The following is a 14674-nucleotide window of genomic DNA, read 5'->3' on the forward strand; positions in this document are numbered from 1 at the left end:
AGACAGCCCGGCGAGCGGCCCGACAAGGCTCCCGAAGCACGCCGTACTGATCCCCAAGCGGAGAACGGAACAGGGTTACTGGACCGGGGTGCCGCCGCGCCAGACGCGGCGGGGTTTGAGGCCGAAGCCCCAGGCGAAGGCGCCTTCGTGGTCGGCGTCCCACTGGACGATGTCGGCGAGGCGGCCGGGGGCGAGCACGCCGCGGTCGGGAGCGCCCAGCACGGTGGCTCCGCCGAGCGTGGCGGCACGGAGCGCGTCGCCGACGCTGATGCCGAACGCGGCGACCGCGAGGCTGATCACCAGGGACATCGAGGTGATGCCGCAGTGACCGGGGTTGTGGTCGCTGCCGAGCGCGACGGTGACACCCTGGGCGAGCATGCGCCTGACCGGAGGGAGGTTGCCCTGCTGCAGCGCCGTGCCGGGGCAGACCACCGCGGGCACGCCGTACCTCGCGAGGAGGGCGATGTCCTCGTCGGTGGTGTTGTGCAGGAGGTCGGCGGACGCGCAGCCGAGCTCGGCCGCGAGCTGGACGGCGCCGCGCCGCTTGTCGGTGCCGGCGTGGATGCGGGGCAGCAGGCCGACGTTGCGGCCGGAGGCGAGCACCCAGCGGGCCTCGTCGGTGCTGAAGTGCCCGTCGTCGCAGTAGACGTCGACGCTGTCGGCGCCCGCCGCGGCGGCGTCGGCGCACCAGGAGCCGACGGCCTCGACGTAGTCACGCTGGCGTCCGAAGTACTCGGGCGGCACGACGTGGGCGGCGAGGAAGGTGACGTGCACGCGCGGCATCATGGGCTCTTTCTCGAGCTCACGGAGCAGGCGCACGTCGGCGAGCTCGCCGTCGCGCGTGAGGTGGTAGCCGGTCTTGGCCTCGACGGTCGTGGTGCCGTTGAGCAGCCAGTCGCGCAGCCGCTCGCGGACGCCGTTGCACAAGGTCCACGGGTCGGTGCCGCGGGTGACCGTGACGGTGGAGCCGATGCCCCCGCCCGCGGCGGTGATCGCGCTCGGCGTGGAGCCGCCGGAGCGCATGGCCAGCTCGGCGTAGCGGTTGCCCGCGTACACGGGGTGGGTGTGCGCGTCGATGAGGCCGGGCGTCACCAGCGCGCCGCCGAGGTTCTCGACCTGGTCGACGTCGACGATGTCGTCGACGACTCCGGGGACGCTCTGCGGCAGGTCGGCGGCCCGGCCGACCCACGCGATGCGGTCGTTGTGGACGAGGATCGCGGCATTGCTGCAGACGTCGTTGCCGGTCCATAGCCGGCCGATGTTGGTGAGAAGTCGCACCGTCATGGCATCACCGCCCGGTCCGGCCGATGGCCGTCGAGACGCCCGGGAACGCCACCGCAGCCCAGCTCAGGCCGGGCGCCACGCCCGCTGGGTCCGCTCCGTTTCCGGACGTCATTGGGGGGTCTCCTGATCTCATCCGCACAACTGTGCGATGACGGTATCGCCCGGATCATGGCCAGGCGATTTCAGTTCAGTTACGTTATTTCACAGGTCGGCTCGCTGTACAGGGTTATTGAGAAGAACGCCGGTTCGTCTCCCCCTGTATCGCGTCGAACTCCTCTGCACCCCGGCATGTCGAGAATCCTGCCCCCAGGTAACGCCCGGTGCCGAGCAAGCCCCTGCTGTAACAGCAGTCACACGCGTCATCATGCGAAACCAGCGCCAGAATGTCTTGTCAGGGTTTCCATATCGTAGCAATAATCAAGCCTCGCGGGCCACAGTCGTTTTGCTGCGCCTTTGCGTGTTTCCCCACTGCCGTTGCGCTTTTGCACTGTTTCGTACTGTTCATCCCAGACTGGGTCCGTGCCCCCCGTACCCGTGACATGGGATGATCTTCAGTCGACTCAGTGTAACCTCTCTGAAGAGCATTATCTTTGCTCGTCAAACACAGGTTGGTCCGGGAGCTGTCTTGACCGTGCAGGACGATACCAGCAGGCGTCACATCGAAGAACTGTTGCGTGACAACGGGGAGCGCATCCTCGATCGCTGGGTCCAGATCTCCAACGAGCCCCTTCGCGGCCGTGCGGTCGAGTCGGACACGCGTGAGGAGCTCCAGGAGATCTACACCGCCTTCCTGCGGTCTCTGGGCAGCCAGGACGGCGTGGCGGAGCTGCGCGGCCTGCTCGCCGAGCTGTCCCGGTCGCGCGCCCGGCAGGGGTTCACCCCCACCGAGACCGCCATGGCGGTGTACGGCCTCAAGGAGGCCGTCTACGAAATCGTGGAGGCCGACGGCGGCGTCGAGGCGCTGCGCGGCTTCATCTGGCTGTCGCGCACCATCGACGGCCTCGGGCTCTACACCTTCGAATCCTTCACGACCGCCCGTGAGAAGATCATCACCGACCAGACGGAACAGCTCCTGGAGCTGTCGACGCCCGTGGTGAAGCTGTGGGAGGGCATCGTCGCCGTCCCCCTCGTCGGCACGCTGGACTCGGCCCGCACCCAGGTCGTGATGGAGAAGCTGCTCCAGACCCTGGTCGACACCGGCTCGGAGTACGCGGTGATCGACATCACCGGTGTGCCCGCGGTCGACACCCAGGTCGCCCAGCACCTTCTCAAGACGGTGATGGCCGCCCGGCTCATGGGCGCCAGCTGCGTCATCTCGGGCATCCGCCCCCAGATCGCCCACACGATCGTCACCCTCGGCATCGAGTTCGGCGACATCGTCACCAAGGCCACGCTCGCCGACGCCCTGGCCTACGCGCTGCGGCAGAACGGCATGGAGCTCGCCGGCAGGAAGCAGACGCGCGGGGCCGTCCGGGCCGAGGAAGCCTGATGGACCGCGTACCCATCCTGAAGATCGGCGACATCCTGCTCGTCTCGATCCAGGGCGACCTGGACGACCAGGCGGTCCTGACGCTCCAGGAGGACCTCGCCGACCGGGTCGTCGGAACCAGCGCCGTCGGCGTCATCATCGACATCACGGCCGTCGAGATCGTCGACTCGTTCGTCGGGCGCATGCTGTCGACGATCGCCGGGATGTCGCGCATGCTCGACGCGGAGACCATCGTCGTCGGCATGCGTCCCGCCGTGGCGATCACCCTCGTCGAGCTCGGCCTCTCCCTCGGAGGGCTCCGCACGGCCCTCGACCTGGAGAAGGGCATCGCCCTGCTGAGCCGGCACACCTCGTCGCGGTCGGACGACCTGTCCGCGGTCGGGCTGTGAGCCACCCGCCGACGCGAAACTCCGTCGAAGAGCTCGCCATCACCTCGAACGACGAGGTCGTGATCGTGCGCCAGAAGGTGCGCGCGTCCGCGATCGAGCTGGGCTTCTCCCTGGTCGACCAGACCAAGATCGTCACCGCCGCCAGCGAGCTGGCCAGGAACACGCTCGTCCACGCGGGCGGCGGGCACGCGCGCATCGAGGCCGTCCAGAACGGCGCACGGCGGGGCCTGCGCCTTGTGTTCAGCGACAGCGGTCCCGGCATCCCCGACCTCAAGCTCGCGCTCACCGACGGGTGGAGCAGCGGAGGCGGCCTCGGCCTCGGGCTCAGCGGCAGCCGGCGCCTCGTCGACGAGTTCGAGCTGGACTCCGAGCCCGGCCGGGGTACGGTCGTGACGGTGACGAAATGGACCCGCTGAGCCCTGAGCGGCAGGACACCTGGCTCAGGATGGAGGACGCGAGCGCGATCGGCTCCGCCCGCAGGATCGCCTCCGCGCTCGCCGAGGACAGGAACTTCGACGAGGAGCACGTCGGCCAGGTGGCCGTGGCCGTCAGCGAGGCCGCCTCCAACCTCGTCAAGCACGCCACCGCGGGCACCATGCTCGTGCGCCCGCACCCGTCGTCGCCGGCGTCGATCGAGGTCATCTCCATCGACCACGGGCCCGGGATGGCCGACACCATCGGGCCCATCCGCGACGGCTACTCCACCGCCGGCACCCTCGGCATCGGCCTCGGAGCGATCACCCGGCTCTCCGACGCGTACGACATCTACTCGCGTCCCGGCAAGGGCACCGTGCTGACCATGCGCTTCACGGCCAAGAACGCGCCTCCGGCCGAGTCCCGCGTGTGCGGCCTGTACCGGGCGGTGGGCGACGAGATCGTCAGCGGCGACGCGTTCGCCTTCGAGGACAGCGGCCGGACCATCACGGCGGTCATGTGCGACGGGCTCGGTCACGGGGTCGCCGCCGCGGAGGCGTCGCGCGAGGCCGTGCGGGTGTTCAGGGAGGACCCCGAGGGCACCCCCGTCGCGATCGTGGAGCGCGTGCACCGGGCGATCGGGCACACCCGGGGCGGCGCGCTGGCGATCGTCCACGTCGACCGTACGACCGGTACGGCCAGGTACGCGGGAGTCGGCAACATCTCGGGGTGGATCTGCCATTTCGAGGGCCGGCAGGGCATGACCTCGGTGCCGGGGATCGCCGGGCACAAGGCCAGAAGCCTCAGGGAGTTCGAGTACCGGCTCCCGCCGCACGGAGTGGTCGTCCTGCACTCCGACGGGCTGACCGAACGCTGGGACCTCGCCACCTACCCCGGCCTGCTCACGCACACGTCCCATGTCATCGCCGGCACCCTCCTTCGCGACTCGGCCATCCGCCGTGACGACGCCTGCGTCCTCGCCATACGGACGGAACCGTGAACCGTGACCTGCTGAGCTTCGTCGTACGGGACGACAGGGACGTCTTCGCCGTACGGCAGCTGGGACGCGAGGTCGCCGAGGCCGTGGGGCTGGACGACCTCGACCAGATCCGGGTGGGCACCGCGCTCAGCGAGGTGGGCAGGGAGATCGTCACGGGCTGCAGGGACGCGGAGGTCGCCTTCCGGCTCGACGACCTGACCGGCCTCATCGTGGACATCGTCTACTCCGAGGGCGCCGAGGCCGTCGCGCCGGCGGGGGTGACACTGGCCGGCCGGCTGATGGACACCGTCCAGCACGACGACGGCCTGCGCCGGATCACCCTGGTCAAGAAGGTTCCGGGCGCGCGGGCTCTCGAGGAGCCGCACCTCGGCGAGATCCGGGCCAAGCTGATCGAGCTGGCGCCCACCGGGGTCCTGGAGGAACTGCGCCAGCAGAACCGCGAGCTCGCCGCCGCGCTGGAGGACTCAAGGAACCAGCGTGAGCGCCTTCTCCGGCTGAACGCCGAGCTCGAGGAGACCAACCAGGGCGTGTTCGCCCTCTACAACCAGCTCTCGGAGGAGCTGGAGGAGACCAACCGTGGCGTGGTCGCCCTCTACGCCGAGCTGGACGAGAAGTCGGCCCAGCTCCGGAAGGCCAGCGAGGCCAAGAACCGCTTCTGGGCCACGGTCAGCCACGAACTGCGCACCCCGCTCAACTCGGTCATCGGCCTGGTCAGGCTGCTTCTCGGCCCCGGCGGCGAGGAGCTGAGCGAGGAGCAGCACCTCCAGGTCGAGCTGATCGGCAACTCCGCGCAGACGCTGCTCGCCCTGGTCGCCGAGCTGCTCGACATGGCGAAGGCGGAGTCAGGGCACATCACCACTCAGCCCTCCGTGGTCGTCCTTCCTGCCCTGGCGGAGCGGCTCCGCATGACGCTGCACCCGACGACCGGCGCCGACGGCGTACTCCTCACCGTCGATGTGTCCCGGGCGCCGGAGACCCTGCTGACCGACGAGGTGCTGCTCTCCCGCATCCTGCGCAACCTGCTGTCCAACGCGCTGAAGTTCACCGAGTCGGGCACGGTCGACATGACGGCGTACGGCGAGGACCAGGACGTTGTGTTCGTCGTCGCCGACACCGGCATCGGCATCCCCGAAGAACACCTGGAGCGCGTGTTCGAGGAGTTCTTCCAGGTGCCGGGCTCCGCGCAGACACGCGCGCGGGGCACCGGCCTCGGCCTGCCGTACGCGCGCAGGCTGGCCGAGGTGCTCGGCGGCACCCTGAGCCTGGCCAGCGTCCCCGGCGAGGGCACCACGGTCACCGTACGGCTGCCGGAGATCGGCCCCGCGCGTGACGAGGAGCCCGACCCGGCTCATCGGGCGGACCCACAGTAAGAACGTGGAGCGGGGGCCCGGAGTGCGTGGTCGGGAGCAGGTTCGGGCGGGTGCTATCAAAGAGGCAAGATGAATGAGAATCCCGCGACCATCCTGGTGGTGGACGACACACCCACCAAGCGCTACATCCTCGGAAGCTGGCTGCGCAGGGCCGGTCACGAGGTGGTGGAGGCCACCTGCGGCGAGGAGGCGCTGAGCCTCGCCGGCACCATCTTCCCCGACCTGGTGATCCTCGACGTGCGGCTGCCCGACATCGACGGGTACGAGGTGTGCGAGCGGATCAAGGCCGATCCGGCCACCACGGCCATCCCGGTGATCCAGATCTCGGCGCACGCCATCGCGGTCGCCGACCGGGCCCACGGGCTCGATCGCGGGGCCGACGCCTACATGGCCGAGCCCATCGAGCCCGAGGAGTTCATCGCCACCGTCCAGGCCACCCTGCGCTACTACAGGGCACGCCAGCGGGCCGAGCGGATGGCCCACCGGCTGGGCGAGCTGACCCAGGTCACCCTGGAGATCAACGCGAGCACCACATTCGACAAGCTGCTGCATGTGGCCGTGGAGGGCACGTCCAAGATCCTCGGGCGGCGGAGCAGCGCCCTGGCCATCGCGGTCGACGGCAGGATCCGCCACTACTTCGTGATCGATCCCGGCGCGCAGGCCACGTTGCTGAGCGCCGCGCAGGACACCCTCGACCGCGTGACGCGGCTGGCCCTCGGCGACGCGTCGGGCACCGCGGAGTTCACCATGTCCAGGGACGCCTGGCTGGAGGTCCTGCCTGACACCGTGATCAGGGGCGCGGTCTCGGCCGTCGTGTCGCGCACCAAGGTGGGCCGCCCGCCGGTGTACCTCGGGGTCGAAGGGGTCGACCCGCTCGACCCGGACGAGCTCAACGTCCTCAAGCAGCTCGGCCAGGCGCTGGCGCTCGCGGTGGACGCGCTCCGGGCGTACGCCGAGGAGCACATGATCGCGCTCACCCTGCAGCGCAGCTTCCTGCCGTCGCACATCCCGCCGACGCCCGGGCTCGAACTGGCGGTGCGCTACCAGCCGGCGATCGACAACGTGGAGGTCGGGGGCGACTTCTACGAGGTGCTGCGGCTCGGCGACCGGCTCCTCGTGGGCATCGGCGACGTCCAGGGGCACTCCCTGCACGCGGCCACGATCATGGCCGAGCTCCGCCACGGCCTGCGCGCCCTGGTCGTCGAGGAGCACGACCTCGGGCGCGTCATGGGGCGGCTCAACGATGTGCTGCGCAACTACCACCCCGGCATGACGGCCACGGTCTGCCTCCTGCTGATCGACCCCGTCACCGGCGCGGTCGAGCTGGCCAACGCCGGGCACATCCCCCCTGTGATCGTGTCCGACGGCGAGGCGCACTACCTCGGCTGGGGGAACCTGCTGATGGGCGCCGCCCAGGAGGTGTACCGCGTCGACCGGCTGGAGATCCCCGAGAAGGGCGCGCTGCTGATGTTCACCGACGGGCTCATCGAGGACCGTGACATCCCGCTCGACCACAGCCTGGAGGTCGTACGCCAGATGGCCACCTCCTTCGACGAGGACCTGGAAGTGTTCTGCGACCGGCTGATCGACCATTTCGGGGCGAGGGAGGACGACGTGGCGGTCGTGGCCCTCCGGCGGACCGACTAGGCCCGCGTACGACGACAGCCGGCGCTATTGACGCGCCGGCTGTCCTGTCAAGCGGATCAGACGGTCTCGACCGGCTTGGCGGTGCGCTCCAGCTCGTGGTAGAGCCCGGCGGGCACGCGCGCGTGCAGGACGGTGCCGTCCCCGGTGTGGTCGACCGAGAGCACCTCGCCCTCCTTGTGCGCCCGCGCGACCAGGTCTCCCCTGTCGTACGGCACGAGCATGTGCACCTCGTGGTCGAGCCTCGGAAGCTCCCGCTCGATCGTGGCGATCAGCTCGTCGATGCCGGCCCCGGTGCGGGCGGAGACGACCACGCTGTGCCGCTCTCGCGTCGCCAGCCTGGCCAGCGCCACCGGGTCGGCGGCGTCGGCCTTGTTGACGATGACGATCTCGGGAATGTCCCTGACGCCCTCGATGTCGGCCAGCACCTCACGGACGGCGGCGAGCTGCGACTCGGGGTCGGGATGCGAGCCGTCCACGACGTGCAGGATCAGGTCGGCGTCGCCCACCTCCTCCAGCGTGGACCGGAACGCCTCCACGAGCTGGTGCGGCAGGTGCCGTACGAACCCGACGGTGTCGGCGAGCGTGAACAGCCTGCCGTCTGGCGTGCGGGCCTGGCGCACGGTCGGGTCCAGCGTGGCGAACAGCGAGTCCTCCACCAGCACCCCCGCGCCGGTGAGCCGGTTGAGCAGCGAGGACTTGCCGGCGTTGGTGTAGCCGGCGATCGCCACCGAGGGCACCTCGCGGCGGGTCCTGCGCGACCGCATGGTCTCGCGGGCGACGGACATGCCGCCGATCTGCCGGCGCAGCTTGGCCATGCGCTCGCGGATGCGGCGCCGGTCGAGCTCGATCTTGGTCTCACCGGGGCCGCGGCCTCCGATGCCGACGCCGCCGGCGGCCCTGCCGCCGACCTGGCGGGAGAGGTTCCCACCCCAGCCGCGCAGGCGTGGCAGGAGGTAGCTGAGCTGGGCCAGCTCGACCTGCGCCTTGCCCTCGCGGCTCTTGGCGTGCTGGGCGAAGATGTCCAGGATGAGGGCGGTGCGGTCGATGACCTTGACCTTGACGACCTCCTCGAGCTGGCGCAGCTGGCCGGGGGTCAGCTCTCCGTCGCAGATCACCGTGTCGGCGCCGGTGGAGACCACGATGTCGCGCAGTTCCACGGCCTTGCCCGAGCCGATGTAGGTGGCGGTGTCCGGCCGCTGGCGGCGCTGGATCAGGCCCTCCAGGACCTCGGATCCGGCGGTCTCGGCGAGGAGCTTGAGCTCCTGCAGGGAGTTCTCCGCGTCGGTGACGGTGCCGCCGGTCCAGACCCCGACGAGGACGACCCGCTCCAGGCGGAGCTGCCGGTATTCGACCTCGGTGATGTCCTGAAGCTCTGTTGACAGCCCGGCCACTCGCCGGAGTGCCTGCCGCTCTTCGAGATCGTAGTCGCCGGTGGCGAGGTCATCGTGGGAGTCGTTGTACATATACGTCTTCTCTGTGGCTATGGTGGCGCTCCTTGGCGCTCGTGGGCTCACCGCTTCGCACAGTTCAACACGGAGACCCCGTCTATGTCTTCCCTCCGATGGTGCCACGGCGACCATCCGGATTCACCTTGTTATCGGGCGCGGGTCGCCCCGCCTCAGATCTTGAGCACCTGGACGTCGCCCGAGCCGGTCCGCACGTGGATCCTTCGCGGGGAGGAGTCGTCGCTGGTGACCTCCACCTTCCGCTCCCCCGACCCCGTGTCCGTGGTGACGTGGTAGGCGCCCTGCGGCACGCGCACGATGCCCGCACCCGACCCGGTCCTGACGTTGACGTCGTCGGGGACGCCGGTGAAGCGCAGCTCGACGTCGCCGGAACCGGTCTCCGCGACCGCCTTCTTGCCTGCCAGGCCGTTGGCGTCGATCGTGCCGGAGCCGGTCTTGGCGTCGACCTCCCCCGACAGGGTCCGCAGGGTGATATCGCCGGAGCCGGTGTCCAGCTTGACCCGCATGCCGCGCGGGACCTCCACCTCGTAGTCGACCCCGCATCCCCAGTCGCCGCCGGGGCACTGGTAGTCCAGCGTCAGGACGTCGCCCGAGATCGGATGCCGCGTGGCGGGCTTGTCCGCCTTCCAGTGCAGCGTCTCGGTCACGTGGAGCCCGGGGCGGTCGGACCCGTTGACCACGATGGCCCCCGAGCCGCTCTGGACACGCAGGACCGCCACCTTGCCGTCCAGGTCGTAGGACTTGGTCTCCTCCTTCGTGGGGGTCCCGATGTTCTGCAGGCCGCAGCCGGTCAGCAGGAGCCCCGTGCCCAGCACCGCTCCGGCGGCGATCATGCCTCTCAGGCTCCTGCGTCCGCTTGAGGCGCGGGTCTGTGGGGAGGTACCGGCGGGGGGCGTCTGCTTCTTCATGGTTCCAAGATTGCTCGCCGGCCGGGCTCGCGCCCATCGGGGAACGCCCCGAGGCGACCCTTGGGGATCCCTCAGGGATACCGGACATTGACCCCTGACTCGGGCTTCGAGTAGCGTCGATTCCATAATTCAGAACTAATTTTCCGCATAGTGGAAAACGCGATGGAAGGATGGCCATGGAAGGCGTTGAGATAACCGGTCCCCTGCTGGACCGCTTCGACGAGATCCTCACCCCCGAGGCCCTGGGGTTCGTGGCCACCCTGCACCGGGAGTTCGACGGGCGCCGGCGGGAGCTGCTCGACGCCCGCCAGGCCCGCCAGGCCGAGCTGTCCGCCGGCGGCACCCTCGACTTCCTCCCGGAGACCAAGGCCGTCCGCGAGGACGACTCGTGGCGGGTCGCCGAGCCCGCGCCCGGCCTGGTGGACCGCAGGGTCGAGATCACCGGCCCGGTCGACAGGAAGATGACGATCAACGCACTCAACTCGGGGGCCAAGGTGTGGCTCGCCGACTTCGAGGACGCCAACTCCCCGCTCTGGGAGAACGTCGTCAACGGGCAGCTCAACCTGCGTGACGCGCTCGACCGCACGATCGACTTCGAGTCCGGCGGCAAGACGTACGCGCTGAGGCCCGACGACGAGCTGGCCACCATCGTCGTCCGCCCCCGGGGCTGGCACCTGACCGAGAAGCACCTGGTCGTCGACGGCCGGCCGGTCTCCGCCTCGATCGCCGACTTCGCCCTCTACCTCTTCCACAGCGGGCAGCGGCAGATCGACAAGGGCAAGGGCCCCTACTTCTACCTGCCGAAGATGGAGTCGCACCTGGAGGCCCGCCTCTGGAACGACGTGTTCACCCGCGCGCAGGAGCTGCTCGGCATCCCGCACGGCACGATCAGGGCGACCGTCCTCATCGAGACCTACCCGGCCGCGTTCGAGATGGAGGAGATCCTCTACGAGCTGCGCGACCACTCGGCGGGGCTCAACGCCGGCCGCTGGGACTACCTTTTCAGCGTCATCAAGAAGTTCCGCACGCGGGGGCGGGAGTTCCTGCTCCCCGAGCGCAACGCCGTGACCATGACCGCCCCGTTCATGCGGGCCTACACCGAGTTGCTGGTGCGCAGCTGCCACCGGCGCGGCGCGCACGCGATCGGCGGCATGGCGGCGTTCATCCCCTCCCGGCGTGACCCCGAGGTGAACAAGGTCGCCCTCGAGAAGGTGCGGACGGACAAGACCCGCGAGTCGGGCGACGGCTTCGACGGCTCCTGGGTGGCCCACCCCGACCTGGTGCCGATCTGCCGGGAGGTCTTCGACTCCGTGCTCGGCGACCGGCCGAACCAGCTCGACCGGCTCCGTGAGGACGTCTCGGTCTCGGCGGGCGACCTGCTCGCGGTGTCCAAGACGCCCGGCGACATCACCGAGGCGGGCCTGCGCAACAACGTGGACGTGGCCCTGCGCTACCTGGCCGCCTGGATGGGCGGGAGCGGAGCCGTCGGCATCCACAACCTCATGGAGGACGCCGCCACGGCCGAGATCTCGCGCTCGCAGATCTGGCAGTGGATCCACAACGACATCGAGCTGGCCGACACCGGCGAGGTGGTGACCAAGGAGCTGGTGGAGCGCATCATCTCCGAGGAGCTCGACAAGATCCGTCAGGAGCCCGGCTACGACGAGTCGCTGTTCGGGCAGGCCGCGGAGCTGTTCAAGGAGGTCGCGCTCGACGACGACTTCGCCGACTTCCTCACCGTCCCGGCCTACTCCCGCATGCCATGACCCCGGCCCTGGCCGAGCTGTCCGGCCACTTCGAGTCGATCCTGGGGCCCGCCGGGGTGATCACCGACCCGGTGCGGCTGCGCACGTACGAGTGCGACGGGCTGACCTACCACCGCGCGACACCGGCCATCGTGGTGCTGCCGGAGACGGCCGAGCAGATCGCGGCGGTGGTCAGGGCGTGTGACGAGACCGGCACACCGTTCGTCGCGAGGGGCTCGGGCACCGGCCTGTCCGGCGGGGCCCTGCCGCGCACCGACGGCGTGCTGATCGTGACCTCGCGCATGCGCAGGATCCTTGCGATCGACATCGAGAACCGCCGGGCCGTCGTGGAGCCGGGGGTGACCAACCTCGCGATCACCGAGGCGGCGCGCCCGTACGGCTACTACTACGCGCCCGATCCGTCGAGCCAGCAGATCTGCTCGATCGGCGGCAACGTCGCGGAGAACGCCGGCGGGGCGCACTGCCTGAAGTACGGCTTCACGGTCAACCACGTGCTCGCGATCGAGCTGGTCGCCCCGGACGGCGAGATCGTCGAGCTCGACGCCATGGACCCCGGGTACGACCTGCTCGGCGCGTTCATCGGCTCGGAGGGCACCCTCGGCATCGCGACCAAGATCACCGTACGGCTGTCGCGCGCCCCAGAGGCGGTGACCACGCTGCTGGCGGCGTTCACCGACGTCGCCTCGGGCGGGCTGGCCGTCTCGGCGATCATCGCCGCGGGCATCGTCCCCGCGGCGATCGAGATGATGGACGCCCTGGCCATCGAGGCCGCCGAGGCGGCGGTGCGGTGCGACTACCCGGCCGGGGCGGGCGCCGTGCTGATCGTGGAGCTGGACGGGCCCGGCTCGGAGGTCGCCCACCAGTTCGCGCAGGTCGACCGCATCTGCCGGGAGAGCGGCGCCTTCGAGCTGCGAATCGCCGACGACCCGGCCGAGCGGGCGGCCATCTGGAAGGGGCGCAGGTCGGCGTTCGCGGCGGTCGGCCGCATCAGCCCCGCCTACCTCGTGCAGGACGGCGTCGTGCCGAGGACGGCCCTGCCGAGCGTGCTCTCGGGCATCGAGGAGCTGTCCGCCCGATACGGCATCCGCGTGGCCAACGTCTTCCACGCGGGGGACGGCAACCTGCACCCCCTCGTACTGTTCGACGACGGCGAGGAGGGGGCGGGGGAGCGCGCGGAGCAGGTGTCCGGCGAGATCCTGGACCTGTGCATCTCGCATGGCGGGTCGATCACCGGGGAACATGGGGTCGGGGTCGACAAATCCCGATATATGCCGAAGATGTTCACGCCGGAGGATCTGGACACCATGCAGCTCGTGCGCTGCGCCTTCGACCCCAAGGGCCTGTCCAACCCCGGCAAGATCTTCCCCACGCCCCGGTTGTGCGGCGAGGCCCCCGGGGTGCGCAAGGGCGTGCATCCCCTGGTGGCCTCCGGAGAGGCGGAACTGTTCTGATGCCCCGTCCCACTCCCCCCGTCCCGTCCCGCCATCGACCGGCGTCCCGCTCCTCCCGTCCCGGCTCCCGATCGAGCAGCGTCCCACCCCCCCGTCCCGGCTCGCGATCGAGCAGCGTCCCACCTTCGCGTCCCGGCCCCGCCATCGAGCCGCGCTCCACGCCCGCCATCGAACGGCGTCTCGCTGCGAGCGTGCGCCCATGAGCGCCGGCGACGCCCTCGCGGCGAGCGGTGTGACGATCCGGGAGGCCGGTCCTGACGACGAGGTCGCCGGGGTCGCGCCCCGCTGGGTCGCCCTGCCCGAGTCCACCGGCGAGATGGCCGCCGTGATGCGGGTCGCGGCCGAGCACGATCTCGCCGTGCTCCCGGTGGGCGCCGGCACCAAGGTGCACTGGGGCTCCGCGCCCGAGCGCTGCGACCTGCTGCTGGACACCTGCTGCCTGAACCAGATCCTGGAGCACGTCGCCGGTGACCTCGTCGTACGCGTGCAGGCCGGGGTCACGGCGGAGGCACTCGCCGACTCCCTCGGCAAGGCGGGCCAGCAGCTCGCCCTCGATGTCCCCGTCGAGGGGGCGACCGTCGGCGGCACGCTCGCCACCGCGACCGCCGGACCACGCCGCCTGCGGTACGGCACGGCGCGCGACCTGCTGATCGGCATCACGGTCGTGCTCGCCGACGGCACGATCGCCCGGTCGGGCGGCAAGGTCGTCAAGAACGTCGCCGGGTACGACCTCGGCAAGCTGTTCACCGGCTCCCTCGGCACGCTCGGCGTCATCGCGGAGGCGACGTTCCGGCTCCACCCGGTGCCCGCGTCCCGTGCCTGGATCACCGCCACCGCCCCCGGCCTCGGCGCCCTTCCGGACATCGGCGCCATCGCCGGCTCCCAGCTTGAGCCGAGCGCGCTCGAGATCGACCGGCCGGAGGTCCACGGCCCGGTCACCGTGTCCGCGCTCGTCGAGGGGGTGGCCGCCGACGAGCGCGCCAAGGCCGTGGGCGAGCTCATGGGAGAGACCGCGCTGATCTCCGCCGAGCCCCCGGCGTGGTGGGGACGGCTCCCCGATGCGGGCTTCCCGCTCGAAACGCCTGGTGAGGAGTTCCTGCTCGAACTGCGCGTCCCGCCCGGCGCGGCCGTACGGGCGCTGGCCTCGGTCACCCGCGCGGCCGAGGAGGCCGGAGACCTTACCGTGCGCGTCCGGGGAGCGGTCGCCTCCTGCGTACTGCACCTGGCGCTTCCCCCGGGCACCGCCGCGCGGGCCGCCGAGGTCTTCGTGACGGCTCTGCGTTCCGGCGTGGCCGCGGACGGCGGGAGACTGGTGGTGTGGACCGCACCCCCGGAGGCCGCGTCGCGGCTCGACCGCTGGGGGCCGGTCGGGGCGGCCACGCTGATGCGGCGGGTGAAGGAGCGCTTCGACCCTGAGGGGCGCATGTCACCCGGACGGCTCGTCGGCGGGCCCCCGCCGGTCGCGGGCCACGGCGCGTGAGGAGCGGAGC

At 70.5% G+C, this 14674-nt stretch carries 12 protein-coding genes; 9 read left to right on the plus strand and 3 right to left on the minus strand.

Annotation, left to right across the window (positions count from 1 at the left end; genetic code table 11):
* Positions 1–75 precede the first annotated feature (75 nt).
* Positions 76–1284 (minus strand): amidohydrolase family protein, encoded by a 1209-nt coding sequence (locus tag ACOZ38_RS34555; RefSeq protein ID WP_405140289.1) that lies wholly within the window; start codon positions 1282–1284, stop codon positions 76–78.
* A gap of 631 nt (positions 1285–1915) precedes the next feature.
* On the opposite strand from ACOZ38_RS34555, the gene ACOZ38_RS34560 reads away from it, so the two are divergent.
* The 6 genes from ACOZ38_RS34560 to ACOZ38_RS34585 all read left to right on the plus strand — a co-directional run bounded on the left by ACOZ38_RS34560 (position 1916) and on the right by ACOZ38_RS34585 (position 7593).
* Positions 1916–2773 carry an STAS domain-containing protein gene (locus ACOZ38_RS34560; RefSeq protein WP_424537139.1) on the plus strand — a complete coding sequence of 286 codons (858 nt, stop codon included), beginning with the start codon at positions 1916–1918 and terminating at the stop codon, positions 2771–2773.
* Entirely contained in the window at positions 2773–3162 is a 390-nt protein-coding gene (locus tag ACOZ38_RS34565) for an STAS domain-containing protein (protein WP_424535238.1), read from the plus strand. Before ACOZ38_RS34560 ends, ACOZ38_RS34565 begins: the two co-directional genes overlap by 1 nt.
* A complete protein-coding gene (locus ACOZ38_RS34570; protein WP_405140293.1) occupies positions 3159–3578 on the plus strand; it encodes an anti-sigma regulatory factor in 420 nt (139 codons plus the stop codon). Before ACOZ38_RS34565 ends, ACOZ38_RS34570 begins: the two co-directional genes overlap by 4 nt.
* Positions 3566–4576, plus strand: a complete 1011-nt coding sequence (locus ACOZ38_RS34575) for an ATP-binding protein (RefSeq protein ID WP_424535239.1) — start codon at positions 3566–3568, stop codon at positions 4574–4576. Before ACOZ38_RS34570 ends, ACOZ38_RS34575 begins: the two co-directional genes overlap by 13 nt.
* Positions 4573–5946: an ATP-binding protein gene (locus ACOZ38_RS34580; protein WP_424535240.1), complete on the plus strand. Its 1374-nt coding sequence runs from the start codon at positions 4573–4575 to the stop codon at positions 5944–5946. The genes ACOZ38_RS34575 and ACOZ38_RS34580 overlap by 4 nt, the downstream gene beginning before the upstream one ends.
* 69 nt (positions 5947–6015) lie before the next feature.
* Positions 6016–7593 carry a SpoIIE family protein phosphatase gene (locus tag ACOZ38_RS34585; protein ID WP_424535241.1) on the plus strand — a complete coding sequence of 526 codons (1578 nt, stop codon included), beginning with the start codon at positions 6016–6018 and terminating at the stop codon, positions 7591–7593.
* Positions 7594–7649: 56 nt separating this feature from the next.
* Here ACOZ38_RS34585 and hflX read toward each other — a convergent pair whose 3' ends face one another.
* Together hflX and ACOZ38_RS34595 are read right to left on the minus strand one after the other, a co-directional pair.
* Positions 7650–9056 carry a GTPase HflX gene (gene hflX, locus ACOZ38_RS34590; RefSeq protein ID WP_424535242.1) on the minus strand — a complete coding sequence of 469 codons (1407 nt, stop codon included), beginning with the start codon at positions 9054–9056 and terminating at the stop codon, positions 7650–7652.
* A 155-nt stretch (positions 9057–9211) separates the two neighbouring features.
* Positions 9212–9892 carry a DUF4097 family beta strand repeat-containing protein gene (locus ACOZ38_RS34595; protein ID WP_424535243.1) on the minus strand — a complete coding sequence of 227 codons (681 nt, stop codon included), beginning with the start codon at positions 9890–9892 and terminating at the stop codon, positions 9212–9214.
* A 245-nt stretch (positions 9893–10137) separates the two neighbouring features.
* On the opposite strand from ACOZ38_RS34595, the gene aceB reads away from it, so the two are divergent.
* From aceB to ACOZ38_RS34610, 3 genes are all read left to right on the plus strand, one after another.
* Positions 10138–11733, plus strand: coding sequence for a malate synthase A (gene aceB, locus ACOZ38_RS34600; protein ID WP_424535244.1), 1596 nt, complete (start codon positions 10138–10140; stop codon positions 11731–11733).
* Positions 11730–13184 carry an FAD-linked oxidase C-terminal domain-containing protein gene (locus ACOZ38_RS34605; RefSeq protein ID WP_424535245.1) on the plus strand — a complete coding sequence of 485 codons (1455 nt, stop codon included), beginning with the start codon at positions 11730–11732 and terminating at the stop codon, positions 13182–13184. The genes aceB and ACOZ38_RS34605 overlap by 4 nt, the downstream gene beginning before the upstream one ends.
* Positions 13185–13383: 199 nt before the next feature.
* Positions 13384–14664, plus strand: coding sequence for an FAD-binding oxidoreductase (locus ACOZ38_RS34610; protein WP_424535246.1), 1281 nt, complete (start codon positions 13384–13386; stop codon positions 14662–14664).
* Positions 14665–14674 lie beyond the last annotated feature (10 nt).

This window comes from Sphaerisporangium viridialbum (assembly GCF_049674955.1).
GTDB lineage: Bacteria > Actinomycetota > Actinomycetes > Streptosporangiales > Streptosporangiaceae > Sphaerisporangium > Sphaerisporangium viridialbum.

Coding starts and splice junctions, on each gene's coding strand:
- ACOZ38_RS34555 (WP_405140289.1), bottom strand. CDS start 1,284: ATGACGGTGCGACTTCTCACCAACATCGGCCGGCTATGGACCGGCAAC.
- ACOZ38_RS34565 (WP_424535238.1), top strand. CDS start 2,773: ATGGACCGCGTACCCATCCTGAAGATCGGCGACATCCTGCTCGTCTCG.
- ACOZ38_RS34575 (WP_424535239.1), top strand. CDS start 3,566: ATGGACCCGCTGAGCCCTGAGCGGCAGGACACCTGGCTCAGGATGGAG.
- ACOZ38_RS34585 (WP_424535241.1), top strand. CDS start 6,016: ATGAATGAGAATCCCGCGACCATCCTGGTGGTGGACGACACACCCACC.
- hflX (WP_424535242.1), bottom strand. CDS start 9,056: ATGTACAACGACTCCCACGATGACCTCGCCACCGGCGACTACGATCTC.
- ACOZ38_RS34595 (WP_424535243.1), bottom strand. CDS start 9,892: ATGATCGCCGCCGGAGCGGTGCTGGGCACGGGGCTCCTGCTGACCGGC.
- aceB (WP_424535244.1), top strand. CDS start 10,138: ATGGCCATGGAAGGCGTTGAGATAACCGGTCCCCTGCTGGACCGCTTC.
- ACOZ38_RS34605 (WP_424535245.1), top strand. CDS start 11,730: ATGACCCCGGCCCTGGCCGAGCTGTCCGGCCACTTCGAGTCGATCCTG.
- ACOZ38_RS34610 (WP_424535246.1), top strand. CDS start 13,384: ATGAGCGCCGGCGACGCCCTCGCGGCGAGCGGTGTGACGATCCGGGAG.